This is a genomic window from Kribbella sp. NPDC049174 (assembly GCF_043197365.1).
In the GTDB taxonomy this organism is placed as follows: Bacteria; Actinomycetota; Actinomycetes; order Propionibacteriales; family Kribbellaceae; genus Kribbella.
In genome coordinates this window covers 824,576-849,123 of the sequence record NZ_JBICSZ010000001.1, presented here as the reverse complement: position 1 = coordinate 849,123, position 24,548 = coordinate 824,576, and the positions used below count along the sequence as shown (strand labels likewise).

The 24,548-nt window shown below is 68.4% G+C and carries 21 protein-coding genes; 8 read left to right on the top strand and 13 right to left on the bottom strand.

What is annotated here, in order from left to right:
- The first annotated feature begins 37 nt into the window (after positions 1-37).
- Both ACGFIF_RS03905 and ACGFIF_RS03900 read left to right on the top strand, forming a co-directional pair.
- Positions 38-274 carry a ribbon-helix-helix domain-containing protein gene (locus tag ACGFIF_RS03905; RefSeq protein ID WP_393151130.1) on the top strand — a complete coding sequence of 79 codons (237 nt, stop codon included), beginning with the start codon at positions 38-40 and terminating at the stop codon, positions 272-274.
- The gene (locus ACGFIF_RS03900) at positions 274-582 is read left to right on the top strand and encodes a type II toxin-antitoxin system PemK/MazF family toxin (RefSeq protein ID WP_393151128.1); all 309 of its coding nucleotides are present in this window, start codon (positions 274-276) and stop codon (positions 580-582) included. Before ACGFIF_RS03905 ends, ACGFIF_RS03900 begins: the two co-directional genes overlap by 1 nt.
- Here the strand turns inward: ACGFIF_RS03900 and ilvD are convergent.
- Positions 579-2,429, bottom strand: a complete 1,851-nt coding sequence (gene ilvD / locus ACGFIF_RS03895; RefSeq protein WP_393151126.1) for a dihydroxy-acid dehydratase — start codon at positions 2,427-2,429, stop codon at positions 579-581. The two genes, ACGFIF_RS03900 and ilvD, sit on opposite strands and share 4 nt — an antisense overlap.
- Before the next feature lie 126 nt (positions 2,430-2,555).
- Here ilvD and ACGFIF_RS03890 point away from each other — a divergent pair, with 126 nt between their 5' ends.
- From ACGFIF_RS03890 to recQ, 3 genes are all read left to right on the top strand, one after another.
- Positions 2,556-3,401, top strand: coding sequence for a helix-turn-helix domain-containing protein (locus ACGFIF_RS03890; protein WP_393151124.1), 846 nt, complete (start codon positions 2,556-2,558; stop codon positions 3,399-3,401).
- Positions 3,398-3,829, top strand: a complete 432-nt coding sequence (locus tag ACGFIF_RS03885) for a VOC family protein (protein ID WP_393151122.1) — start codon at positions 3,398-3,400, stop codon at positions 3,827-3,829. Before ACGFIF_RS03890 ends, ACGFIF_RS03885 begins: the two co-directional genes overlap by 4 nt.
- A gap of 75 nt (positions 3,830-3,904) precedes the next feature.
- The gene (recQ, locus tag ACGFIF_RS03880) at positions 3,905-5,752 is read left to right on the top strand and encodes a DNA helicase RecQ (RefSeq protein WP_393151120.1); all 1,848 of its coding nucleotides are present in this window, start codon (positions 3,905-3,907) and stop codon (positions 5,750-5,752) included.
- 172 nt (positions 5,753-5,924) lie between these two features.
- Here recQ and ACGFIF_RS03875 read toward each other — a convergent pair whose 3' ends face one another.
- Positions 5,925-7,067, bottom strand: coding sequence for a serine hydrolase domain-containing protein (locus ACGFIF_RS03875; RefSeq protein ID WP_393151118.1), 1,143 nt, complete (start codon positions 7,065-7,067; stop codon positions 5,925-5,927).
- A 19-nt stretch (positions 7,068-7,086) separates the two neighbouring features.
- On the bottom strand, positions 7,087-7,956 hold the full coding sequence (locus tag ACGFIF_RS03870) for a LysR family transcriptional regulator (RefSeq protein ID WP_393151116.1): 870 nt from the start codon (positions 7,954-7,956) through the stop codon (positions 7,087-7,089).
- Positions 7,957-8,059: 103 nt separating this feature from the next.
- On the opposite strand from ACGFIF_RS03870, the gene ACGFIF_RS03865 reads away from it, so the two are divergent.
- Both ACGFIF_RS03865 and ACGFIF_RS03860 read left to right on the top strand, forming a co-directional pair.
- Positions 8,060-8,770, top strand: a complete 711-nt coding sequence (locus tag ACGFIF_RS03865; protein ID WP_393151114.1) for an SDR family oxidoreductase — start codon at positions 8,060-8,062, stop codon at positions 8,768-8,770.
- A gap of 19 nt (positions 8,771-8,789) precedes the next feature.
- Positions 8,790-9,551, top strand: coding sequence for an SDR family NAD(P)-dependent oxidoreductase (locus tag ACGFIF_RS03860; protein WP_393151112.1), 762 nt, complete (start codon positions 8,790-8,792; stop codon positions 9,549-9,551).
- Here ACGFIF_RS03860 and ACGFIF_RS03855 read toward each other — a convergent pair whose 3' ends face one another.
- From ACGFIF_RS03855 to ACGFIF_RS03820, 8 genes are all read right to left on the bottom strand, one after another.
- Positions 9,552-9,917: a VOC family protein gene (locus ACGFIF_RS03855; protein WP_393151110.1), complete on the bottom strand. Its 366-nt coding sequence runs from the start codon at positions 9,915-9,917 to the stop codon at positions 9,552-9,554.
- Between the two features lie 116 nt (positions 9,918-10,033).
- Positions 10,034-11,914 carry a DUF3352 domain-containing protein gene (locus ACGFIF_RS03850; protein WP_393151108.1) on the bottom strand — a complete coding sequence of 627 codons (1,881 nt, stop codon included), beginning with the start codon at positions 11,912-11,914 and terminating at the stop codon, positions 10,034-10,036.
- A 75-nt stretch (positions 11,915-11,989) separates the two neighbouring features.
- Positions 11,990-12,610 carry a hypothetical protein gene (locus tag ACGFIF_RS03845; RefSeq protein WP_393151106.1) on the bottom strand — a complete coding sequence of 207 codons (621 nt, stop codon included), beginning with the start codon at positions 12,608-12,610 and terminating at the stop codon, positions 11,990-11,992.
- 67 nt (positions 12,611-12,677) lie between these two features.
- A complete protein-coding gene (gene dnaE / locus ACGFIF_RS03840; RefSeq protein WP_393151104.1) occupies positions 12,678-16,226 on the bottom strand; it encodes a DNA polymerase III subunit alpha in 3,549 nt (1,182 codons plus the stop codon).
- A 153-nt stretch (positions 16,227-16,379) separates the two neighbouring features.
- A complete protein-coding gene (locus ACGFIF_RS03835) occupies positions 16,380-17,378 on the bottom strand; it encodes a type IV toxin-antitoxin system AbiEi family antitoxin domain-containing protein (protein ID WP_393151102.1) in 999 nt (332 codons plus the stop codon).
- A gap of 278 nt (positions 17,379-17,656) precedes the next feature.
- Positions 17,657-17,983 (bottom strand): hypothetical protein, encoded by a 327-nt coding sequence (locus ACGFIF_RS03830; protein ID WP_393151100.1) that lies wholly within the window; start codon positions 17,981-17,983, stop codon positions 17,657-17,659.
- 88 nt (positions 17,984-18,071) lie between these two features.
- Positions 18,072-19,703 carry a glycoside hydrolase family 13 protein gene (locus tag ACGFIF_RS03825; protein ID WP_393151098.1) on the bottom strand — a complete coding sequence of 544 codons (1,632 nt, stop codon included), beginning with the start codon at positions 19,701-19,703 and terminating at the stop codon, positions 18,072-18,074.
- Between the two features lie 142 nt (positions 19,704-19,845).
- A complete protein-coding gene (locus ACGFIF_RS03820; protein WP_393151096.1) occupies positions 19,846-22,164 on the bottom strand; it encodes an ATP-binding protein in 2,319 nt (772 codons plus the stop codon).
- Between the two features lie 56 nt (positions 22,165-22,220).
- On the opposite strand from ACGFIF_RS03820, the gene ACGFIF_RS03815 reads away from it, so the two are divergent.
- Complete coding sequence (locus ACGFIF_RS03815) at positions 22,221-23,015, top strand: alpha/beta hydrolase (RefSeq protein ID WP_393151094.1); 795 nt, start codon at positions 22,221-22,223, stop codon at positions 23,013-23,015.
- Here ACGFIF_RS03815 and ACGFIF_RS03810 read toward each other — a convergent pair.
- Positions 22,993-23,634, bottom strand: a complete 642-nt coding sequence (locus ACGFIF_RS03810) for a Type 1 glutamine amidotransferase-like domain-containing protein (RefSeq protein WP_393151092.1) — start codon at positions 23,632-23,634, stop codon at positions 22,993-22,995. The two genes, ACGFIF_RS03815 and ACGFIF_RS03810, sit on opposite strands and share 23 nt — an antisense overlap.
- Positions 23,631-24,539, bottom strand: a complete 909-nt coding sequence (locus ACGFIF_RS03805) for an RluA family pseudouridine synthase (RefSeq protein WP_393153627.1) — start codon at positions 24,537-24,539, stop codon at positions 23,631-23,633. Before ACGFIF_RS03805 ends, ACGFIF_RS03810 begins: the two co-directional genes overlap by 4 nt.
- Positions 24,540-24,548: the final 9 nt, after the last annotated feature.

The following is a 24,548-nucleotide window of genomic DNA, read 5'->3' as shown; positions in this document are numbered from 1 at the left end:
CCTACCGAAGTGAATCCCACAGCGGTATGCTTTTGGTATGAGTAAGCAGATCACTGTGCGGTTGCCGGATGAGTTGGTGGACTTCATGGACCAACTGGTGGCCGCCGACAAGGCGTCGAGCCGGGCCACCGTCGTTGCCCGGGCGATGGAGCGTGAGCGGCGCCGGGAGCTGGCCGCGCGTGATCTCGCCATCCTGACCGAGCACGGCGAGTACGACGACCTGGACGGCCTGTCCACCGCCGCGTCCGGCACCGTGCTCAGCGACCTCGACTGATGCGGCCGATCCACATCGCCCGGCTGGACAAGCCGCGGCCGGTGGTGGTCCTGACCCGCGAACTGATCCGCCCGCGCCTCACCAACGTGACGGTCGCGCCCATCACCAGCACCATCCGCGGCCTGTCCACCGAGGTCCCGGTCGGCCCGCGCAACGGCCTCGACCACGACAGCGCGATCAGCTGCGACAACATCCAGACGATCCCCAAACTCCAGCTGGGCCGCCTGATCGGCTACCTGCTCCCCGACCAGGAAGCCCAGCTGTTCGAGTCGATCGTCCTCGCCTTCGACCTCGAAGGCGCGCTCTAGCCGAGCTTCGTCACGTCCCGGACGGCGCCCTTGTCGGCGCTGGTAGCCATCGCGGCGTACGCACGCAGAGCCTGCGAGACCTTGCGGTCGCGGTTCTTCGGGGCGTAGACACCGCCGAGTGCTTCGCGACGTGCGGTGAGCTCGGAATCGTCGACCAGCAGCTCGATCGAGCGGTTGGGGATGTCGATGCGAATCTGGTCGCCGTCCTGGACCAGGGCGATGGTGCCGCCCGACGCAGCCTCCGGAGAGGCGTGGCCGATCGACAGACCGGAGGTGCCGCCGGAGAAGCGGCCGTCGGTGACCAGCGCGCAGACCTTGCCGAGGCCGCGGCCCTTCAGGAACGACGTCGGGTAGAGCATCTCCTGCATACCCGGGCCGCCCTTCGGGCCCTCGTAGCGGATCACCACGACGTCACCCGGCTGGACCTGCTTGGCGAGGATCTTCTCGACCGCCTCGTCCTGCGACTCGCACACCACCGCGGGCCCCTGGAATGTCCAGATCGACTCGTCCACACCGGCCGTCTTCACCACACAGCCGTCGACGGCCAGGTTGCCCTTCAGCACCGCGAGTCCGCCGTCGGCGGAGTACGCGTGCTCAAGATCCCGGATGCACCCGCCGGCCGCGTCCGTGTCGAGCGTGTCCCACCGCTCCGACTGCGAGAACGCCGTCGCCGACCGCTTGCACCCCGGCGCCGCGTGCCACAACTCGACCGCCTCCGGCGACGGCGAACCGCCGCGCAGATCCCATGTCTTCAGCCACTCGTCGATCGAGTCGCTGTGCACGGTATGCACGTTCTCGTTCAGCAGTCCGGCCCGGTGCAGCTCACCGAGGATCGCCGGGATGCCGCCGGCCCGGTGCACGTCCTCCATGTAGTACGTCCCGCCCGGCGCCACGTTCGGCGCGACCTTGGCCAGGCACGGCACCCGGCGCGAGACCGCGTTGATGTCGTCCAGGTCGAAGCCGACCTCCGCCTCCTGCGCGGCCGCGAGCAGGTGCAGGATCGTGTTCGTCGACCCGCCCATCGCGATGTCCAGCGCCATCGCGTTCCCGAACGCCTCCTCGGACGCGATCGACCGCGGCAACACGGTCGCGTCGTCGGTGTCGTAGTACCGCTTGGTGATCTGTACGACGGTCTCGCCGGCCTTCTCGTACAGCGCCCGCCGGGCGGTGTGGGTGGCGAGCACCGAACCGTTGCCGGGCAGTGACAGCCCGATCGCCTCGGTCAGGCAGTTCATCGAGTTCGCGGTGAACATGCCCGAACACGAACCGCAGGTCGGGCAGGCGTTCTCCTCGATCCGCAGGATGTCGGCGTCGGAGACGTTCTCGTTGACGGCCTCGGACATCGCGTCGATCAGGTCGAGTTTGCGCACCGTCCCGTCGACCAGCGTGGCCCGGCCGGCCTCCATCGGGCCGCCGGAGACGAACACGGTCGGGATGTTCAACCGGAGCGCGGCCATCAGCATGCCCGGGGTGATCTTGTCGCAGTTCGAGATGCACACCAGCGCGTCGGCGCAGTGCGCCTCGACCATGTACTCGACCGAGTCGGCGATCAGGTCCCGTGACGGCAGGCTGTAGAGCATCCCGCCGTGACCCATCGCGATCCCGTCGTCGACGGCGATGGTGTTGAACTCCCGGGCGATCCCGCCGGCCGCGTGGATCGCCTCGGACACGATCCGGCCGACCGGCGCGAGGTGGGTGTGGCCGGGGACGAACTCGGTGAAACTGTTCGCCACCGCGATGATCGGCTTGCCGAAGTCCTCCCTGGCTACCCCGGAGGCCTGCATGAGCGCGCGGGCGCCCGCCATGTTGCGGCCGTGGGTGACGGTACGGGACCTCAGTGCGGGCACGACGACATCTCCTTAGCGTTTTGCCGGACGACTATCTGATGGTGCCATGAGCGTCCAGATGGCGGTACGGCGGTCCCGCATTCCGGAGAACGTGAAAGTGTCCACGGCCGGATCTAGCCTGTGAACATGACGGGGTTCGAGTTCCACTCGCGGCGAGTCCACCCCGCCCTGCGCCCGTACGTCGCCGAGGTCACCGGCTACGCGTATCCCGGTGAGCCGCCCGCTCTGCACCGCGGCCTCCCCTCGCAGTACCTGACCCTCGTCATCACCCTCGACGAACCGCTCGGCCTCGCCTGGCCGGGCTCCCCCGTCGCCAAGTACGACACCGTCGTCGGCGGGCTGCACTCGACCGCGGTCCACATCGGTCAGTCGCCCAATCGGTCCGGGATCCAGCTCGCCCTCCGGCCCGCCGCCGCGCGGGCCCTCCTCGGCCTGCCACCCGGCGAACTCGCGTCGATGGTGGTCGAACTGGACGACATCCTCGGCAGCCCGGCGCGCGCCGTCAGCGAGCGACTTCGGGAGGCGAAGACCTGGGTCGAGCGTTTCGACCTGGTCGAAAGCCTGCTGCTCGAGCACTGGGCGGACGAGCCCGCGACGGAGACACGCCCCGAGCTCGGTTGGGCATGGCGGCGACTCCGCGAGACGGCCGGTGCGGTCGGCGTCGAGGACCTGGCCACAGAGGTCGGTTGGAGCCGACGGCATCTGACGGACCGGTTCACCATCGAGTACGGGTTGGGGCCGAAGGTGGCCGGCCGGGTGATGCGGTTCGAGCAGGCGGCCGGGCGACTGAGGCGCGATCCGAAGCTCCGGCTGGCGGACCTGTCGGCCGAGCTCGGGTACGCCGACCAGGCCCATCTGACCCGGGAGTGGAACGCGATCGCCGGGTGCTCGCCGCGGCAGTGGATGACCGAGGAGGTCCTCCCAAACGTTCAAGACGAGACCGTCGGTGCGGGCGCAGAGTCAGGGGTATGAACACGACAACCGAGAACAAGATCGTCGTCGGCGTCTGGCCGACGCTCGTGTACCACGATGGCCAAGCAGCTCTGAAGTTCCTCACCGAGGGACTCGGCTTCACCCAGGTCTGCCTGTACCCCGGTGAGGCCGAAGGATCGATCGCGCACTCCGAGCTGGCCTGGCCGGCCGGTGGCGGCGTGATGGTGAGTTCGGTCGGCCGCCAGCACGTGCCGGACGATTTCTCCTGGCTGGCCGACCATCCGCAGTCGGTCTACCTCGTCGTCGACGGCGATCCGGACGCATTGCTGGCCCGTGCGATCGCCGCCGGTGCTGTCGTCGTCCGCGGCCTGCGCGACGAGGACTACGGATCGCGTGGATTCACCGTGAAGGATCACGAGGGCAATCTGTGGAGCATCGGCACGTATCGCGGTGAGATCGTCGCGTAGTCGATGAGCGAGCGGTATCCACAGGTTCCCGCAAGGCACCCGGCGAAGCCGGATGGATCTCATTAGACTCGCGGGGTGACCGAGACAGCCACAGTCCTGGACGAATCCGCCGGCGAAGCACTGCAGGTGCTCCGCCGGGTGTTCGGGTACGACGCCTTCCGCGGTCAGCAGGCCGACATCATCGACACCGTCGTCGCCGGCCGCGACGCGTTGGTGCTGATGCCGACCGGCGGCGGGAAGTCGTTGTGCTACCAGATCCCCGCCCTGGTCAGATCCGGTGTGGGGGTGGTGATCTCGCCGCTGATCGCGCTGATGCAGGACCAGGTGGACGCCCTGACGGCACTCGGGGTGCGGGCCGGATTCCTCAACTCCACCCAGGATTTCGAGCAACGCCGCGAGGTCGAGCAGGCCTTCCTGTCCGGTGAGCTGGACCTGCTCTACCTCGCACCTGAGCGGCTCCGGGTCGAGGCGACCGTACGGTTGCTCGACCAGGGCAAGATCGCGCTGTTCGCGATCGACGAGGCGCACTGTGTGTCCCAGTGGGGCCACGACTTCCGGCCCGACTACCTGATGCTGTCGGAGTTGCACGAGCGCTGGCCCGACGTACCGCGGATCGCGCTCACCGCGACCGCGACCGAGGCGACGCACCAGGAGATCGCGACCCGGCTGAAGCTGACCGACGCGGACCATTTCGTGGCCAGCTTCGACCGGCCCAACATCCAGTACCGGATCGTCCCGAAGGACAACCCGCAGCGGCAGCTGCTCGACCTGCTCCGCACCGAGCACGCGGGCGACGCCGGCATCGTCTACTGCCTGTCCCGCAACAGTGTCGAGAAGACCGCCGAGTTCCTGACGAAGAACGGCATCGAGGCGTTGCCGTACCACGCGGGTCTGGACAGCCGGATGCGCGCGGCCAACCAGGCCAGGTTCCTGCGCGAGGACGGTCTGATCATGGTCGCGACGATCGCGTTCGGTATGGGCATCGACAAACCGGACGTGCGCTTCGTCGTACATCTGGATCTGCCGAAGTCGGTCGAGGGCTACTACCAGGAGACCGGCCGCGCCGGGCGGGACGGACTGCCGTCGACCGCGTGGCTTGCGTACGGGCTGCAGGACGTCGTGCAGCAGCGGAAGATGATCGACACGTCCGAGGGTGATCTCGCGCATCGCCGCCGGCTGAGCGCACATCTCGACGCGATGCTGGCCTTGTGCGAGACCGTGCAGTGCCGTCGCTCGCAGTTGCTCGCGTACTTCGGCCAGCACGGCGACCCGTGTGGGAACTGCGACACGTGTCTGACGCCGCCGGAGTCGTGGGACGGGACGATCCCGGCGCAGAAGCTGCTGTCGACGGTCTATCGGTTGCAGCACGAGCGCGGTCAGAAGTTCGGCGCCGGTCAGCTGATCGACATCCTGCTCGGCAAGGAGACGGAGAAGGTCAAGCAGTTCCGGCACGATCAGTTGACCGTGTTCGGGATCGGCACGGAGCTGAAGGATTCCGAGTGGCGCGGCGTGGTCCGGCAACTGCTGGCGCAGCGGCTGCTCACGGTCGAAGGCGACTACGGCACGCTCGTCCTCACCGAGGAGAGCGGCGAGGTGCTCAGCCGGCGGCGCGAGGTGATGATGCGCCGGGAGCCCGAGCGGGTCGCCCGTTCGTCGAGGTCGTCCGGCTCGAAGAAGAAGGCCGCCGCGGACCTCTCCCCCGAGGCCGCGCCGATCTTCGAACGGCTGCGGACCTGGCGCGCCGGCGTCGCCAAGGAGCAAGGCGTCCCGGCCTACGTCATCTTCCACGACGCAACGCTGCGGCAGATCGCCACCGACCTCCCCAGCACCCTCGCCGACCTCGGCACCATCAGCGGCGTCGGCGAAAACAAACTGGCCAAGTACGGCGAAGGCGTCCTGGAGGCGCTGGCCGCTGACGATTAGGTCGTGTCTGGTGGTCCCGCGCCGTAGCGAGCAGGTGCTCGGTGCGGTAGCTCGGCGTGCTGGAGTGAAGGCCTCGATGTGGTTTTCATCGTGGCCTTTGCTCCAGTGCGGCGAGATGCCGTGCCGAGTGCCGCGCAGTAGGCGGGGGACCATCAGACACGGCCTAGTCCGGTCAGCTGAGCAGAGGTTCGAGGGCCTTGGTCAGCTCGCCCATACCGGTCTCGATATGCCTGTCGCCGTCGGCAAGGAGAAGGGCGATCGAGAGTTTCTTCTCCGGGATGACGACCAGCAGGCTGGTGGAGTCGGGCATGTCGCCGCGGTGGCCGAACGCCGTACCGATGCCGAAGAGTCGGGTGAAGAGCATTGTGCCCAGGCCGTAGTCGCCGTCTCCTGTGGTCATCTCGCCGACCAGCTCCATCGGCAGCACGCGACCGCCGTACAACTGGTAGCCCCAGTGCGCGACCGTCGGCGCGTCGGCCGCCAGCGAACCGGTCGCTCCCACCGCGCTCGCGAACGCGCGGCACGGGAGGTAGCCGTCGGGCTGCCCGCCACAGGACTCGTTGTGGTCGATCGCGACCGGGGGCTGCGGTTTCTCCCCGTCCTGGAAGGCGGCATGCCGCAGCCCGGCCGGAGCGGCCAGATCACGCCGGAACGCGGCGGCGAACGGCTGTCCGGTCACGTTCTCGATCAGCTCGCCGAGCAGGAGATAGCTGGGATTGCTGTAGCTGAAGGTGCTGTTCGGCGCTTCGATCGGCGCGGTCAGGTACGACAGCGTCTGCACGGCCGTCCAATGTCTGCCCGGTGCCGCGGTGACTGCCCCGTCCAGACGGAAGTAGTCGTCCGGCAGGAAGTCCGGAACACCTGCGGTCATCGACAGATGCTGCCGGACGGTCGCGTTGTTGGTGGTCAGCTTGTGCTTCACGTACGTCGAGATCGGTGCATCGAGGTCCACCTTCTTCGCCTGCGCGAGCAGCATCACCTCTGCCGCCACGAACGTCTTCGTGATGCTGGCGACCGCGATGCTCGTCTCCGGCCGCAGCGCCGTACCGCTGATGTCCTTTCCGGCCGCTCCCGACCACGTCCAGCGATCGGTCACCACCGCCGCGGTGGCACCACGCGAGCCTGCCGGGCTGTCCGGAAACGCGACGATCTTTGCCAACGCGGCTTGCAGGGGCTGAGCCTTCGCCGCATCCAGCCGCGCCGTTCCCGGCGCAGGAAGACTCTGCGCCTGCGACGGCGTGACTGCGGTCTCCGGCTCCCCATCGCACCCCGCCAGCAGCAGGACCAGCGTCGTGGCGATCCCCCACCACCTCATCTCACGATGGTGCCACCGCTCACCGCATCCAGTCGATGTCTGCGGCGAGCTCCGCGAAGTCGTAGATGAGGGGGGATCGCCGGGAGGCCATCCAGGCCAGGCAGACCTTGTTGGCGGCGATGTCGGTCACCGGTACGGCGGCCACGTCGGGGCGCTGGTAGAAGGTCGCCACCGACAGCGGGATGATCGAGACGCCACTCCCGGCCGCGACGTGCTCCATCTTCTCCTCGACGCTGCGCATTTCCGGCACCGGCTTCGCCTTACCGGTGCGCAGTTCCAGCGCGATGTCCCGCCACTCCGGTACGGCGTCCGGCGGCTGCAGCAGGTGTTCGTCGGCGAGATCGGCGATGTCGATCTCCGGTTTGCCGGCCAGCCGGTGATCGGACCGGAGCATCGCGACCCGTGGTTCCTCGAACAGCGGGCGGATGCTCAGCCCTGCCTGGGCGATCGGCAGCCGGACGATGCTGACGTCGACCCGGCCGTCGTGCAACACGTCCACCTGATCGACCCACGTCGTCCGGATCACCTCGACCTCGACCTCGGGATGTACGGCGCTGAACGCCCGGACGGCCGGGGTCACGGTGATGCCGGGCATGAAGCCGATGGTGAACGTCTTCGGCCCACGGGCCGCCTGGACCACGCGTCTGCGCATCGCCTCGGCCGAGGCGAGCAGCGGCCGGGCGTCGTCGAGCAACTGTCGACCGGCCGCGGTCAGCTCGGTCGACCGCTTGGTCCGAGCGAACAACTGGACCTTGAGCTCGTCCTCCAGGGCGCGGATCTGCCGGGACAGCACGGGCTGCGCGATGTGCAGGCGATCGGCCGCCCGGCCGAAGTGCAGTTCCTCGGCGACCGCGACGAAGTACCGGAGCTTGCGGAGATCGACATCCATAATACCTTCAGGGTATTACAGACGCCCGAACAGGTCTTGGACCGCGGCGACCGTGCGCGCGCACTGTGGAGGAGAGATCCCAACCACGAAAGGCAGTTCCGCCATGACTCTGCAGGACCAGCGCGTCGTCGTTCTCGGCGGTACGTCCGGGATCGGACTGGCGACCGCACAGCTCGCCGCCGATCAGGGCGCCACCGTCATCGTTGCCTCCAGCAACCCCGAGTCCGTGAAGCGCGCACTCGCAACCCTGCCCTCGTCGGCGTCCGGCGAGGCACTCGACCTGACCGACGCCGAATCGGTCAAAGCCTTCTTCGACGGTCTCGATCCGTTCGACCACCTCGTCTTCACGGCCGGGGAGTCGCTGACCCTGCTCGAGGTCGCATCGATGGATCTGGCCGGTGCCCGGCAGGCCTTCGAGGTCAGGTACTTCGGCGTCCTCGGTGCGGTCAGCGCGGCGGCGTCCAAGATCCGCTCGGGTGGTTCCGTCGTACTGACGACCGGTGCGGCGGCCGACCGTCCCGGGCCGGGGTGGTCGGTCGCGGCCGGCATCTGCGGCGCGGTGGACTCACTCGTCCGAGCGCTAGCCGTCGAGCTCGCACCTCTCCGCGTCAACGCCGTGAAGCCCGGCATGGTTCGTACTCCGTTGTGGTCCGACTTCGCACCGGATGCGCTGTACGAGGAGGCGGCGAAGGCACTGCCCGTGGGCCGGGTGGGCGAGCCGTCCGACATCGCGGCCGCCTACGTCTATCTGATGAACCAGGGCTACGCGACCGGCACCATCGTCAGCGTCGACGGCGGCCACGTGCTGGTCTGAGCCTGGCAGAGTGGGGACCATGGCACGGATTCTGGTGACTGGGTCGGCGGATGGACTGGGTCAGCTGGTGGCGGGTGAGCTGATCAGCAAGGGGCACGAGGTCGTTCTGCACGCGCGGAACGCGAAGCGTGGTGACGACGCGATCGGTGCGTTGCCGAAGGCCGCCGGCGTGCTGATCGGCGACCTCGCCAGCATTGCGGAGACGCGTGACGTTGCCCGGCAGGCGAACGAGTCCGGGCGGTTCGACGTGGTGGTCCACAACGCCGCGGTCGGCTATCAGGAACCCCGGATCGAGACCGTCGACGGACTGGAGCACGTGTTCGCGATCAACGCGTTGGCGCCGTACCTGCTGACGGCGTTGATCGACCGGCCGGAGCGGTTGGTGTACCTGAGTTCCGGCATGCACGAGGGTGGCGACGTCGTACTGGACGATCTTCAGTGGGTACGGCGGCGGTGGAGCGGGTCGCGGGCGTACTCGGACTCGAAGCTGCACGACGTGATCCTCGCGTTCGCGGTCGCGCGACTCTGGCCCGGCGTACTGTCCAACGCCGTCGACCCGGGCTGGGTGGCGACGAAGATGGGCGGCCGAGGTGCGCCCGGCGATCTCGGTCAGGCGCACCTCACCCAGGTCTGGCTGGCCACGGCGCCGACCACGCCCAGCGGCGGGTACTACTACCACCTCCGCCCGCACGCAACCCACCCCGCGGCCTCGGACCCCGAGGTGCAGGATGCATTCCTCGCGGTGTGCGGCTCGCTTACCGGGGTGCCGTTCCCCGGTTGATCATTCCTGGACGACGTACAGGGTGTTGCCGTCCTGGTCGCGGAAGGTGAACATCGGCGGCACGCCCGGCCAGCTGATCAGCTCGTCGGTGTCGACGCCTTCGGTCTGAAGGTGCTTGTGCGCCGCGGCGGCGTCGGGCGTGACCAGGCGTACGCCGGTGTCGGCCGGGCTGTCGTTCGTCGCAGGCGTGAGGGCGAGGTTGGTCGGCGCGCCGGGTGGCGCGACGACGATCCAGCGGCCGCCGATCTCGGGCAGCGGTGCGTCCATCAGCACCTCGAACCCGAGCGTCCCGGTGTAGAACGCAACCGCGCGATCCTGGTCGCCCACCGGCACGCCGATGGTCCGGATGTCAGTGAAGTGGTTCATCTCTACCTCCAACAGTTGGGTGCTTTCACCAAGAGGTAGAGACCGCTCCCCCGATTTCGACATCACCCGCACACAAGAAGCCCCGGACACCGTCCGGGGCTTCTTCGGTGGAGCCACTACTTCGCGACGACCCGGAGGCTGAATTCGGCCTTGCCGTCGCCGGTGGAGCGGACGACGTAGCCGCCGGAGCGGAGGGCGGACAGGTCCTTGTCGGAGCTGAACCGCTTGCTCAGGGAGCCGGCTGCCTCGAAGTCGAGGTAGCCGATCGTCACCGCGCCCTTGGTGTCGGGCAGGGCCTGCTTGAAGTTCTCGGTCCCGCCGAGATTGCCGCCCTTGAGGACCTGCTCGGCGTACGACTGGTCGGTGGCGACCACCAGCGAGTCGTCGTCCTTGGCTGTCTCGATCGGGATGTTGGCAGACGCCTCGCGGCGCAGCAGTGTGGTCAGCTTCTCCACCACCGGCTCGGCCTTCGCCGGGTCGGTCTCCATCCGGGCCGCGATCTTCGGGCCGTTGCCGGCGTCCTTGTCGATGGCGACGGCCAGGTTCTTGCCGAGCAGACTCTTCAGGTCGTCGGGCAGCTTCAGCCCGGTCTCCTCAGTGATCTCCTCGGTCATCTCCTGGATGTTGCTGTTCGAGGCCTTCTCGAGCTGCTTCCACATCGTGTCGACCAGGTTCTCGCCGCCGGACACCGCGATCGCACCGGCCGTGGTGTCGGGCAGCTGCCCGATCAGGTCACCGGCGTCGGCCCCGTCGACCTTGATGCTCTGGTCACCGTGGGCGATGCCCTTCAGCTCGACGTACGACGCGTCGAACCGCAGCGCGGCCGCCATCGTCGCGTCCGAGATGCCGGCCAGCTCCTCCGACTGCACCTTGCCGGAGATGTCGGCGATGCCCTTCATGTCGGCCCAGACCGAGGCGAACCCCTGCTCGCCGAGAGCGTCCATGTCGGCGCTGAACTTGGCGTTCTTCTCCAGCGGGTTGTCCTTGCTGGTGGCAACGGCCTGGTCGACGATCGCCTGGTCGTCGGCGAGCAGCACGTAACCGTTGCTGAACGCGCGTCCGGGCTTCTTGTCTTCCTTGGCCATCAGCTTGTCGAGGCCCTTGGCGGCCTCGTCCTCGTTCTTGACCTCGATCGCGACGACCACGGTCGGCTCGTCCTTGCCGTCGGCGGCGGGCAGCGCGGCCAGGCCGGCGCGCTCGCCGAGCCACGGCTTGATGTCCTTCTCGTAGTCCACGTCGGCCAGGTCGTCACCGGCGTACTTCTTGACACTCTCGAACAGCTTCTGCCGCAGGTCGTCGTTCTCGCCGGTCAGGCCGAGGTTCTCCTTCACCGAGGGGAACTTCAGCATGAACCGGATCGCGGCGACCTTCTGGCCGGCTGACGGGTTCAGATCGACCCGGGCGTAGGCGACCGCGTTGCCTGGCAGCACCGCGGCCGGCTGCTTGCCGCCGTTGAGCTTGCCGTAGGCAAAGATGCCGCCGCCGGCGACGACCAGCACCATGGCCAGCGCCGCGATCATCGGGATCAGCTTGCCGCGCTTCTTCTTCGGCTCCGGCTGCCACTGCTGCTGCCCCGGACCGAACCCGGGACCCTGCGGCGGCTGCCCGCCGACATGCATCTGCTCGTACGACGCCTGCCCGCCGGGCTGGCCATACTGCTGCGGGCCGGGCTTGCCCTGCTGACCTGGCTGGCCGTACGAGGGCGCACCGGGCTGACCGTACTGCGGCCCACCCTGCTGGTACTGCGGCTGCTGCGGGCCAGGGCGACCGTACTGCCCGGGCTGCTGCTGTCCCGGCTGGCCGTACTGCTGCGGGCCAGGCTCACCGTACTGCGGCTGTCCCTGAGGCGCCGGACCAGGACCACCCTGCTGCGGTCCCCAGCCCTGCTGGTTGCCCTGGGCATTCATAGGCGGACGCTGCGTGCCGTACTGGTTGGGGTTCTGCGGACCGCCGGCACCCGGATACTGCGGGTTGGGCGGGGTGTTCTGGTCGGACATATGCTCCCTCACGTGGTCCAGTGGCCTCACCCACTGGCTGGGTCGTCTCCAGTGATCCCGACCCGACCAGACAGGCTAGTGCACCTGCGGCGAGGACTCGGACGCGCCAGGTTGCGATGTGGTTGCAACCGGTTCGGCCCGCCAGGTCGCGGCGGCGATGATCGCCGCCGCCAGTGCCGCACCGACCAACCATGCCGCAGCAGGGGTCCACGTGTGCAGTTCGAGCGGCGCCGGGACCAGATCACCCGGCTTGGCCGCCTCCAGCCGCGGCTGGATCGGCTCATGGCCGAGCAGCATGCCGACGCCCCAGGCGACTCCCGAGCCGAGCGCCGCACCGAGCGCCACGATCGCGACCGACCACGGACCGTAGTTCCGCAGCCACCAGAACAGTGCGCAGCCGAGCACGAGCGCGGTGAGGAACCCGATCGCGGTGAAGGTACCGTCCGGCCCGAAGATCCGGGTCATCTGCTCCTCCCCCAGCGCGCCGCCGTTCTCGTCCACGGTGTACAGCGCCAGCGGCGAGAACTGCTGCCACGCCCACCCGGCCACCACGCCGGCGACCAGGAAGACGACCGCGGTCACCGCGATCGCCTTCGCCCACGGCATCGCCGGCTCCGGCGGAGGCGGCGAACCGAACGGAACCCCCGACGGCGGGGGCAGGTACGGCGAAGGCTGACCAGGCTGAGGTTGCGTCACCTCGACAGTGTGGCTCATCAATTGCGGCCCCGCCCCACCACCCCGGTCAGGCAGATTCCACCAAGCCTCAACTGGCCAGGCAGGAAGGACCGAGGAGCGCCTTGAGGTCCGCCATCAGCGACGACGTCGGGGTGACCCGGAACCGGTCGCCGATCCGCATCACCGTCGTCTTCTGCCGGGCCTGCAACCGCAGCTGCACCTCGGTCATCCCCGGATGCGACTGCAGCACGTCCCGCAGCTGCTCGACCAGCGGCGGCGTACAGCGGTTCACCGGCATCGTGATGACCACCGGTCCGCTCGGGCCCTCGGTCAGGTCCGGCACGATCACCTCGGAGCCGCTCAGCTCGAGCCGGTCCTCGCGGCGGCGGACCCGCCCCTTCATCAGGATGATCGCGTCGTTGCTCAACAGGTGCGCGTGCAACTGGTACGCCGACGAGAACATCATCACCTCGATCGAACCTTCCAGGTCCTCGATGGTGACGATCGCGTAGATGTCGCCTCGCTTGTTCACCTTCCGCTGCACCGCGGTGACCAAGCCGCCGATGGTGACCTGCGAACCGTCCGGCCGGTCCTCGTCGGCGAGCAGCTGACCGATCGTGCAGTCACTGCCGTTGGTGAGCACGTGCTCGACCCCGAACAGCGGGTGGTCGGAGACGTAGAGCCCCAGCATGTCCCGCTCGTGGGCGAGCTTGGTCGCCTTGTCCCACTCCTCGATCTCCGGGACGGTGACGGTGAGCCGGCTGTTGCCCTCACCCTCGTCGGCGTCGTCGTCGCCCATCGAGAACAGGTCGAACTGGCCGTGCGCCTCGTTCCGCTTCAGGTCGATCGCCTCGTCGACGGCCTGCTCGTGCACCGCGACGACCGCGCGCCGGGCGTGGCTCATCGAGTCGAACGAACCGGCCTTGGCCAGCGACTCGATCACCCGCTTGTTGCAGACCGGCAGCGGCACCTTGTCGATGAAGTCGACGAAGTCGGTGAACCGGCCCTTCTCCTCCCGGGCCGCGACGATCTCGGCCACCACGTTGACACCGACGTTGCGGATCGCGGAGAGACCGAAACGGATGTCGGTGCCGACCGGGGTGAAGTTCGAGTCCGACTCGTTCACGTCCGGGGGCAGCACCTTGATGCCCATCCGGCGGCACTCGTTCAGGTAGATGGCCATCTTGTCCTTGTCGTCCTTCACGGACGTCAGGACGGCGGCCATGTACTCCGCCGGGTAGTTCGCCTTCAGGTACGCCGTCCAGTACGAGACCAGCCCGTACGCCGCCGAGTGGGCCTTGTTGAACGCGTAGTCGGAGAACGGGACCAGCACGTCCCACAGGGCCTTGATCGACCCCTCGGAGAAGCCGTTCGCCTTCATCCCCTCGGAGAAGCCGACGTACTCCGCGTCCAGCACCTCACGCTTCTTCTTACCCATCGCCCGGCGGAGCAGATCCGCTTTGCCGAGCGTGTAGCCGGCGAGCTGCTGGGCGATCGCCATCACCTGCTCCTGGTAGACGATCAGACCGTAGGTCGTCCCCAGGATCGGTTCGAGCGCGACCGCGAGCTCGTCGTGCGGGTAGCTGATCTCCTGCTGGTTGTTCTTGCGCAGGGCGTAGTTGGTGTGGCTGTTCGCACCCATCGGGCCGGGCCGGTAGAGCGCGCCGACGGCGGAGATGTCCTCGAAGTTGTCCGGCTTCATCAGCCGCAGCAGCGCCCGCATCGGGCCGCCGTCGAACTGGAACACGCCGAGGGTGTCACCGCGGCCGAGCAACTCGAAGGTCGGGCCGTCGTCCAGGGACTTGGCCAGCTCGTCCAGGTCCAGCGAGATGCCGCGGCTGGCCTCGACGTTCTTGACCGCGTCGTCCATGATCGTCAGGTTGCGCAGGCCCAGGAAGTCCATCTTGACCAGGCCGAGCGTCTCGCAGCTCGGGTAGTCGAACTGGGTGATGACCTGGCCGTCCTGCTCGCGGCGCATGATCGGGATCAGCTCGATCAGCGGCTCGCTGGACATGATCACGCCGGCCGCGTGCACACCCCACTGGCGCTTCAGGTTCTCCAGGCCGCGGGCGGTGTCGACGATCTTGCGGACGTCCTGGTCGGACTCGTACAACTGCCGGAACTCGCCGGCCTCGGAGTACCGCTTGTGGCCGGAGTCGAAGATCCCGGACAGCGGGATGTCCTTGCCCATCACCGACGGCGGCATCGCCTTGGTGATCCGGTCGCCCATCGCGAACGGGTAGTCCAGCACCCGGCCGGCGTCCTTGATCGCCTGCTTGGCCTTGATGGTGCCGTAGGTGACGATCATCGCGACCCGGTCGTCGCCGTACTTCTCGGTGACGTAGCGGATCACCTCGGGGCGGCGGCGGTCGTCGAAGTCGATGTCGAAGTCGGGCATCGACATACGTTCCGGGTTCAGGAACCGCTCGAAGATCAGACCGTGCTGGAGCGGGTCCAGGTCGGTGATCCGCATCGCGTACGCACACATCGACCCGGCACCGGAACCACGGCCCGGACCGACCCGGATGCCGTGCTCCTTGGCCCAGTTGATGAAGTCGGCGACGACGAGGAAGTAGCCGGCGTACCCCTTCGAGGTGATGACCTCGATCTCGTACTCGGCCTGCTTGCGGACCTGGTCCGGGACGCCCTCGGGGTACCGCTTGTGCAGGCCGGTCTCGACCTCGGCGACGAACCAGGACTCCTCGTTGTGACCGTCGGGGCAGGGGAACCGGGGCATGAACCGGCCCTCGCCCTCGGTGAAGCTGACATCGCACTGCTCGGCGATCAGCAGCGTGTTGTCACACGCCTCCGGCAGCTCCTTCCACACCTCCCGCATCTCGGCCGCGGTCTTGACGTAGAACTCGTTCGCGTCGAACTTGAACCGGTTCGGGTCGGACAGCGTCGAGCCGGACTGGACGCACAGCAGCGCGGCGTGCGCGGTGGCGTCCTCGGGCTTGGTGTAGTGCAGGTCGTTGGTGGCGACCAGCGGCAGGCCGAGCTCGCGGGCCAGCTTGAGCAGGTCCTTCTGGATGTCCCGCTCGATGCCGAGGCCGTGGTCCATCAGCTCGCAGTAGAAGTTCTCCTTGCCGAAGATGTCGCGGAACTCCGCGGCCGCCTCGACAGCCTCCTTGTACTGCCCGAGCCGGAGCCGGGTCTGCACCTCGCCGGACGGGCAGCCGGTGGTCGCGATCAGGCCCTGGCCGTAGGTGTTCAGCAGCTCGCGGTCCATCCGGGGCTTGAAGTAGTAGCCCTCGAGACTGGCCAGCGAGCTCATCTTGAACAGGTTGTGCATACCGGATGTGTTCTTGGCCAGCAGCGTCATGTGCGTGTAGGCACCGCTACCGGAGACGTCGTCGCGGCCCGAGTTCGCGTCGCCCCACTTGACCCGCTTCCGCTCGCTGCGGTGCGTGTGCGGGGTCAGGTACGCCTCGACGCCGATGATCGGCTTGACGTCGTACTTCTTCGCCGTCTTCCAGAACTCGTACGCCCCGAACACGTAGCCGTGGTCGGTGGTGGCGATGGCCGGCATGCCCATTTCCTGGGCGGTTTTGAACAACTCGTCGATCCGCGCGGCGCCGTCCAGCATGGAGTACTCGGTGTGCACGTGTAGATGCACGAAACTGTCGCTGGACGCCATGTCTGCGCAGACCTCCCAGGGCGTGAGTGAGGATTGACTGCAGCAGCCTAATCGGCCCCACCGACAACTTCTGCAGGGGCACTCAGGCCACGCCGAACCGGTCGCTATCCGGTCACCCCGTCACTCACTCCGGCGATTGGGGAGTCCTGCCTGTCAAATTGCGTGTGCAGCGCTCCCCAAATCCGCAAGGGTGGAAAGGACAGAGCAGGTGGGGGTGCAGGGGGTCGGCAGATCACGCCAGCCGAGCGCACGGAGGACCCGAGCCACCTGGGCCGCTGCCGCGCAAGGATCGCCCACCAGTTGGTACCCGAACCGGAGCGTCGGCTTCGCCGCCATCAGGGCGGCGTTATCGCGGCTCATGTCGCGCCAGCGGGAGCCGGTATCATCGTGTCCGGCGCGGCCGTCGAGCTCGACGATCAGGCCGTAGTCCTCGTACTCGAGGTCTCGGTACACGATTCCACGGCCGTTCGAGGCACGGACCTGCCTCACGGCGGCCGGGAGACCGTGCGCCCTTTCGACCTTGCGCAGGTAGCTCAGCTCCAGGAACGACTCGATCCCTTCGGCGGCGTCCTCGAGTACCTCTACGAGAAGTGCGCGGCGAGGAAGCCGCTGCAGTCGATCCAACTCGGCGAGAAGGCGTTGCGGCGTCGTACGACGCTGGCGACAGGTGTCAAGCACGAGCGCGATGGCGCCCTCCCGCCTGGGCAGTCGGCTTGCGACCGCCAGCACGGCGACCTCGAGCCGGACAATCGGCGGCTCGCGCGAGCCGGCCACCCGGCTGTCGAAGTCACGACACCGGGTGAGCACGACGCCGACCTGCCTGCGCACCCGGCGTTCGTGCGGAATCTCCAGCCGGATCACATCGTCGCCCCACTGCCCGACGAGTCCGTACCGGCGCAGCGCAGTCTCGCCACCCAATGCCGCCTCCGGTCCATAAGCCAACCACGCAGCCCACACCCGCGTCTCCCACGGCACGGGACCGCTGAAATCGACGTACACCCCGCGATACAGGCGCTGAATCAGCCCGCTCCGGCATCGCACCGCGAGCGTCCGGTCGGACACGCCGTACGCATTGGCCTGGCCGCGGCTGAACGCACCCAAGTGCAGGCGCCGCAACTCCTTGAACCCTGACCTCGCTCCGTTCCATCTCACACCCACAACATGCCCGCCCGCCGCCCCGTTCCCCGGCCAATCTCCCCCCTGTGAACAACTGCGCCGCGACGGTTGACGCGAATGGGGAGTCTGACTGGTCATCGCGGGTGTGCAACGCTCCCCAAACCGAGAAGACACCAGCGCGGGCGGCCCGCGACAGGCCTGGGGGTAACACTGTCGCGGGCCGGGGCTCCATCGCTCCGGTCGGAGGGGGGCGAAGAGATGGAGCGGCCGACCTGGCGTCGAGCAGGGGTCTCAAGGACGCCAGGTCAGCCGGTTCAAGGGGTCGCCGCAGCGACCATCAGGTGGACCGCGCCGTGGTGCTCCAGATCTCGCCTCATCATCCGGAGACCACCGTCGGTCAGGTGCTGCGCGGTCGGGACCACCACGGCCCAGACGTCGTTGTCGCCGCGGACCTCGTCCAGCAGCGCCTCGAACGCAGCCGGCGCGGTGCGCGGGTGCTCGAGGTAGACGGTTCCGAGGGCGAGACCTTCGGCCAGGGCGAAGGCGGCCAGGCTCACCTTCGCCGCAGCGATCTCGTCGGCCGTCATCACCACGCGGGCACGGATGTAGCCGAGGGCGAGCGGGCGCGTGCAGGTTTCCATCAGCGGTCGCTCAGGTCTTTGGCCACGTCGCGGACCATCAGGATCGCGAGGAGGCCGGTGACGATCATCAGAATCCACATGCTCGTGATCACGCCTCGGCCTCCAGGAGGGTCCAGACTGCACTGTTCGGGGGGAGCTTCTCGCCGGCCTCCGGGTCGCTGGCGAGGAGCAGGGTGCCCTCGACCGGGTTGCAGACCGGTCGGGGCGAGCAGTTCACGGCACAGGCGAAGCCGTCACCGCGGGTGAAGGCCAGTACGCCAGGCTCCGTCGGCAGCCACCGCAGGTCGCCGGAACCCAGTGCCGGGATCCGGTGCCGCAGCGATAGCGCCTCTCGGTAGAGGTGCAGCATCGAGTCGCCACTACCGAGCAGGAGGTCCGCGGCGTGGTCCGCGAACCAGTCAGGCTGCGGTAGCCACGTCGTACCCGAACCGCCGTCCGGTGAGAAGCCGAAGGAGTCGTGCTCTGCTCTCCAAGGTAGCGGTACCCGACAACCGTCCCGCCCGCGCCGGACGCCGCCGGTGCGGTGGAACATCGGATCGGTCAGCACCTGCTCCGGCAGATCGGTGACCTCGGGCAGCCCCAGCTCCTCGCCTTGATAGAGGTACGCCGACCCCGGCAACGCCAGCATCAGCAGCGCAGCGGCACGCGCCCGGGCCACGCCGAGCTCGAGATCGCCGGGTCCGGCGCCCGGTGCTCCGCCGGCATACCTGGTGACGGACCGAGGCATGTCGTGGTTGTTCAGCACCCAGGCGACGGAGGATCCGGACCCGGCGATCGTCTCGAGGCCCCGGTCGATCACGTCGTACAGCGACCGGTCGTCCCACTCGGCGCGGAGGAACTCGAAGAAGAAGGTCTGGTGCAGCTCGTCCGGGCGCTGGTACCGCGCGAGCTGCTCGGTGTCGAGCAGGCCGACCTCGCCGACCAGGACCCGCTCCCGCCCGGTCCGCTGCGTGTACTCCTCCGCGATCGCTCGCCAACTGCGCCACACGTCGTGCACCTCGGGTTGGTTCCAGGCGTGCGGGTTGATCGGGTCGCCGGTCAGCTCGTCGTGATCGGCGTGCTCGTGGTCCGGCAGCCCCTCGGCCTTGTGCAGCCCGTGCGCGACGTCGATCCTCAGCCCGTCCACGCCGCGGTCGAGCCAGAACCGCAGTACCTCCTCGAAGGCTGCCGACACGTCCGGGTGCCGCCAGTTGAAGTCAGGCTGCTCAGCCGCGAACGTGTGCAGATACCACTGGCCGTCATCGACCTGTTGCCAGGCGGAGCCGCCGAAAATCGATCGCCAATTGTTAGGAGGCTCGTCCCCCTGCCCGTCGGCGAAGTGAAACCGGTCACGCTCCGGACTGCCCGGTCCGGCCGCCAGGGCCTCGAGGAACCACGGGTGTTCGACGGAACAGTGGTTCGGCACCACGTCCACGATCACCTTGAGGTCCAGGCGGTGGGCGTCCCGGATCAGCCCGTCGAACGACTCGAGCGTCCCGTACTCCGGATGGACGCCGCGGTAGTCGGAGACGTCGTACCCGTGGTCGTGCTGGGGTGAGGGGTAGAACGGGTTGAGCCAGAGACCGTCGACGCCGAGGCTGCGCAGGTACGGGAGCCGCTCCCGGACGCCGTCGAGGTCGCCGACGCCGTCACCGTCGGAGTCGGCGAAGCTCCGCACGTAGACCTGGTAGACGACCGCACTCCGCCACCAGTCGCGCGACAGGTAACTCGCTTCGGACATCGGGACCTCGGCAACAGTGGAGGGACAACGTTGTCAGCAAGGATCCCCATGAGAGCGCGCCCACACATCGGTACACCTACGGATATGGCTACGGAGGTACGCCGTCGCGTCAAGGAACCTTTCGGCCTGATTCGGCCGGGTCCTACTTCCCGGGGTGCTCCGCGACCCAGCGGGCGACCTGGGTGCGGGAGGCGAATCCGAGCTTGCTGAGGATGTGTTCGACGTGGGTCTCGGCGGTGCGCTGAGAGATGACGAGCCGGGCGGCGATCTCCCGGTTGCTCAGGCCCTCGCCGATCAGGACGGCGATCTCGTGCTCGCGCCGGGTCAGCCGGCCGGCCATCCCCGGCTTCGCCGTCCGTTCCCGCCCGCTCTCCTGCCCCAACGCGAGCGAGACTGCTTGATCGAAGGAGTACGCCGCGCCGACCTGGAACGCAGCGTCGAACGCGGCGTCGCCGATCACGGCCCGGATCCGCGCCTCGGTCTGATCGTCGAACTGGCTGTACGGCGTCGTCTCGTCGACATGTGCTCCACTCGACCGCCAGACCGCCCGCGACGCACCCATCAATCGGGCCGCCTGCTCGGTCGGCGTGCCCGATCCGGCACACCAGGACAGCGCCTGGACGCAGAACCCGATCCCGGTCCGGTCGTTCAGCGGCTGCCACAACCGGATCGCCTCCCGCAACGACTGCATCGCCTCGTCGACCTGATCGTGGTCACGCCACTGGACGATGCCGACACTCCACAGCGCATACGCCTTCGACGAGACCGCACCCCGGGACTCGGCCAGCTCGTACGCCTGCCGACTGAACCCCTCCACCCGCGGATCGCCGATGAAGAACGTTGCCGCCGACAACAGAACGAGTACGTCGAACTCGCCGAGCTGATCGCCCACCGCGCGGAACCCGGCCAGCCCTTCCTCGAGCCGGCCGATCGCACCGGCCAGGTCGCCCTGATAGATGAGCGCATGCCCCGCGACCTCGGCGATCCGGGCTCGCAGCCGATCGTCGTCGTACCGCTCGGCGAGCTCTTCGCACTCGGCCAGCAGCCGGCCGAGTTGCTCGGTCTCCCCGAGGAACATCGCCAGGTAGCTGCCCGCCCAGAGCCCGAGTGCCCGCGCCGGCGTCTGCTCCGGCGCAGCGTCCAGCGCCCGGGTGAGATAGCGATGGCCCTCGCGCAGGAAGCCGGCGAACCAGAAGTTCCAGAGCGGTGCGGCGATCTCCACCGCGGCCGGCCCCTCATCGGGCTCGGACAGGCAGAAGTCCAGCGCGACCCTCAAATTGCCGTGCTCGCGCCGCATCCGGATGTACCAGTCGGCCTGGCGCGGACCGAAGCTGTCCTCCGCCCACCCGGCGGCCAGCGTCCGGCAGTAGTCCCGATGCCGGAGCCGAAGCTCGCGGGTCCGGCCGGCCTCGGCCAGCCGCATTCCGCCGTACTGACTGATCGTGGTGAGCATGTCGTACCAGGCGACCACGTGGTCGGTGGCGACCGTGCGGGTGATGATCGACTTGTTCACCAGGCCGGCGACGAGATCGAGAACCTCCTCGCGCGCGATGCCGTCGCCGGAGCAGACCTCCTCCGCGCCTTCGAGGTCGAAGCCGCCGGAGAACACCGACAGCCGTTCCCACAGCAGCTGCTCAGCAGGGGAGCACAGGTCATAGCTCCAGGTCACGGCGGCGTCGAGCGCCTGCTGACGAGCCGGCCCGGCCTGCCGCCCGGACGCCAGCAGCCGGAAGCGGTCCTCGAGCCGGTCGAGGATCTGGGTCAGCGTCAGCGTCCGCATCCAGACCGCCGCGAGCTCGAGCGCGAGCGGTACGCCGTCCAACTGCCGGCACACCTCGATCACCTGGGCCCGGTTTTTCTCGTCGACCTCGAACTCGGGCAGCACGGACCGGACCCGGTCGGCGAACAGCACCAGCGACTCGTACTGATCGGCGTCGGCGGCCAGGGCTTCAGCGGGCGGTGTCGACAGCGGAGGCACCGACAGAACCTGCTCACCTTCCACACCCAGCACGTGTCTGCTGGTCGCCAGGATCCGGAGCTGTGGCGCGGCGGCCAGCAGTTTGCTCGCCAGTACGGCGGATGCCTCGGCTACCTGTTCACAGTTGTCCAGCACCAGCAGCAGGTGCTTGTCCTCCAGGTACTCGGCCAGGTCAGCGGTCGGGTTGGCAGACACCTGGCTCAGCTCGAGTGCACCAGCCAGGGTGTGACCGAGTAGCGCCGGGTCGCGCAGTGCGGCCAGTTCCACGAACCACACCCCGTCGGCGAAGGTACGTCGTACCTCTCCGGCCATCCGCAACGCCAAACGGGTCTTGCCGACTCCCCCGGCACCGGTCAGCGTCAGCAGACGGCTGCTCGACAGCAACCGCCTGGTGTCCGCCAGCTCACGACGACGCCCCACGAAACTCGTCAGCTCGGCCGGCAGCCGGCCGCGAGCCGTCGCGACGGGCTTCGACTCCGCCATGCCTCAATGTAGGCCGGATCCGCTCAGTTGAGACCGGCTCGGCGCACACTGAGGGCATGGTGCGGATGGCGCTGATCGTGGGGTCGGTAGTCCTCCTGCTGCTGGCCGTGCTGTGGGGGTATCAGCGGCAGCTGATCTACTTGCCCGACACGACCGCGGTGAGTGGCAGTGCGGGTGTCCAGGACGTGGCGCTGGAGACGAGTGACGGCGTGAAGCTGGGTGCTTGGCTGCTGCGGCCTAGCGGGCCGGACCGCGGCGTCGCCGTACTGGTCGCCAATGGCAACGGTGGCAACCGGGCCGGACGGGCTCCACTCGCTCAGGCGCTGGCCGCTGAGGGGCTGACCGTGCTGCTGTTCGACTACCGCGGGTACGGCGGCAACGAAGGCAGTCCGAGTGAGCGAGGGCTGGCCCGGGACGTGCGTGCGGCACAGGGCTACCTGGTCGAGTCCGGCGTACCGGCGGAGCGGATCGTGTACTTCGGGGAGAGCCTCGGTGCTGCGGTCGTGACCGAGCTGGCGACCTCAGTGGCGCCTGGTGCATTGGTCCTGCGGTCGCCGTTCATCGACCTGGCGTCGGTCGGGCAGACCCACTACCCGTTCCTGCCGGTCGGGCTGCTGCTCCGCGACAAGTTCCCGCTGGCAGAGCAGTTGGCCGACGTGAAGGCGCCGGTTGCCGTGGTCTACGGCAGCGACGACTCCGTCGTACCGCCGGACCAGAGCCGTGAGGTGGCTGAGGCGGCGCCCACGGTGAAGGACCTGGTCGAGATCCCGGGAGCCGACCACAACGATGCAGCGCTGGTCCATGGGCCGGAGGTGGTCGCGGCCGTCGTCAGGCTCGCCGATCAGCTTTGACGAGCTCGCGGCGGTTTCCGTCGATCACAAGGGCTTCGCCGTCGCGCATGGGGAGGTAGGGGACGCCGGTGCGGACGTAGAGGCCGGCCACCTTCTCCAGCAGTTCCGTCTCGGGGTGACCAGGTGAGTCGAGGTGCGGGACGATCGCGTGGTCGAGGAGACCGAGGCCGTCCCAGATGATCTCGCCGTCGACCGCGTCGGCGTCGTCGCACAACTCCAGACCGCGCAGGCTCGGCGCGAGGACACACGGTCCGGCGCTGTAACCGGCGTACACGATCTGCTCGGAGCGGATCAGCTCCGGCAGGATCTGGTCTGCTCCGCTCTGTGCCATCACGGCACGCAGGACGAAGACGTTGCCGCCGCGCACCCACACACCGTCGTACGACCTCAGCGCTGCTTGTAGGGCGTCGCCGGTGCACGAGCGCAGGTCGAGCTCCTCCGGTTGGAGGCCCAGCTCGGTGAGCCAGGCGATCTCTTCGGCGACCTTCTCCCGGCGTACGGCGGGAGACTCGGCGTCGATCGAGTTGCAGATGACGGCCACCCGCGCGGCCGGCGGGAGGAGCGCGACCAGGCGCTCGGGATGGTCGCCGAGACGGAACGACGACAGATAGAGCTTCACTGACTGTCGACGAGCAGATCGAGCGCGTGGTCGAGGTCGGCCGGGTACTCCGAGGTGAACTCGACGTACTCGCCCGAACCCGGATGGTCGAAGCCGAGCCGCATCGCGTGCAGCCACTGCCGGTTGAGCTGGAGCCGGTCGGCGAGGACCGGGTCGGCGCCGTAGGTGAGGTCACCGCAGCACGGGTGGCCGATCGCGGCCATGTGGACGCGGATCTGGTGGGTGCGGCCGGTCTCGAGGGTGATCTCGAGCAGGGTCGCGTACCGGAACGCCTCGAGCGTCTCGTAGTGGGTCACGCTCGGCTTGCCGCCGGCGACGACGCCGAACTTGTAGTCGTGGTGCGGGTGCCGGTCGATCGGCGCGTCCACGGTCCCGGTGAACGGGTCGGGGTGGCCCTGGACCAGCGCGTGGTAGATCTTCTTGACCGTCCGCTCCTTGAAGGCGCGCTTCAGCACGGTGTACGCGTATTCCGTCTTGGCCACCACCATCAGCCCGGAGGTGCCTACGTCGAGCCGGTGGACGATGCCCTTGCGCTCGGCGGCACCACTGGTGGAGATGGTGAACCCGGCGCCGGCCAGGTGGCCGATCACGGTCGGGCCGGTCCACCCCGGCGACGGGTGCGCGGCCACACCGACCGGCTTGTCGACCACGATGATCTCGTCGTCGTCGTACACGATCCGGAGGTTCTCGACCTTCTCGGGGACGACGGTGACCTCGGCGGGCGGTGGTGGCAGTTCGACGTCGAGGATGACGCCGGCCGCGACCCGGGCAGACTTGGGCGCCGGGGCGCCGTCGACCTGGACCAGGCCGGACTCGATCATCTCGGCGGCCTTGGTCCTGGACACGCCGAACAGCCGGGACAGCGCCGCGTCCAGCCGCTCACCGGCCAGACCGTCCGGGACCATCACGGTCCT

Bases quoted from the DNA above. Each gene is read 5' to 3' on its own strand.
- ACGFIF_RS03830 (WP_393151100.1), bottom strand. From the start codon at position 17,983: ATGGAAACCTGCACGCGCCCGCTCGCCCTCGGCTACATCCGTGCCCGC.
- ACGFIF_RS03870 (WP_393151116.1), bottom strand. From the start codon at position 7,956: ATGGATGTCGATCTCCGCAAGCTCCGGTACTTCGTCGCGGTCGCCGAG.
- ACGFIF_RS03900 (WP_393151128.1), top strand. From the start codon at position 274: ATGCGGCCGATCCACATCGCCCGGCTGGACAAGCCGCGGCCGGTGGTG.
- ACGFIF_RS03820 (WP_393151096.1), bottom strand. From the start codon at position 22,164: ATGGCGGAGTCGAAGCCCGTCGCGACGGCTCGCGGCCGGCTGCCGGCC.
- ACGFIF_RS03815 (WP_393151094.1), top strand. From the start codon at position 22,221: ATGGTGCGGATGGCGCTGATCGTGGGGTCGGTAGTCCTCCTGCTGCTG.
- ACGFIF_RS03850 (WP_393151108.1), bottom strand. From the start codon at position 11,914: ATGTCCGACCAGAACACCCCGCCCAACCCGCAGTATCCGGGTGCCGGC.
- ACGFIF_RS03875 (WP_393151118.1), bottom strand. From the start codon at position 7,067: ATGAGGTGGTGGGGGATCGCCACGACGCTGGTCCTGCTGCTGGCGGGG.
- dnaE (WP_393151104.1), bottom strand. From the start codon at position 16,226: ATGGCGTCCAGCGACAGTTTCGTGCATCTACACGTGCACACCGAGTAC.
- ACGFIF_RS03905 (WP_393151130.1), top strand. From the start codon at position 38: ATGAGTAAGCAGATCACTGTGCGGTTGCCGGATGAGTTGGTGGACTTC.
- ACGFIF_RS03865 (WP_393151114.1), top strand. From the start codon at position 8,060: ATGACTCTGCAGGACCAGCGCGTCGTCGTTCTCGGCGGTACGTCCGGG.
- ACGFIF_RS03860 (WP_393151112.1), top strand. From the start codon at position 8,790: ATGGCACGGATTCTGGTGACTGGGTCGGCGGATGGACTGGGTCAGCTG.
- ACGFIF_RS03805 (WP_393153627.1), bottom strand. From the start codon at position 24,539: ATGGTCCCGGACGGTCTGGCCGGTGAGCGGCTGGACGCGGCGCTGTCC.
- ACGFIF_RS03825 (WP_393151098.1), bottom strand. From the start codon at position 19,703: ATGTCCGAAGCGAGTTACCTGTCGCGCGACTGGTGGCGGAGTGCGGTC.
- ACGFIF_RS03885 (WP_393151122.1), top strand. From the start codon at position 3,398: ATGAACACGACAACCGAGAACAAGATCGTCGTCGGCGTCTGGCCGACG.
- ACGFIF_RS03855 (WP_393151110.1), bottom strand. From the start codon at position 9,917: ATGAACCACTTCACTGACATCCGGACCATCGGCGTGCCGGTGGGCGAC.
- ACGFIF_RS03890 (WP_393151124.1), top strand. From the start codon at position 2,556: ATGACGGGGTTCGAGTTCCACTCGCGGCGAGTCCACCCCGCCCTGCGC.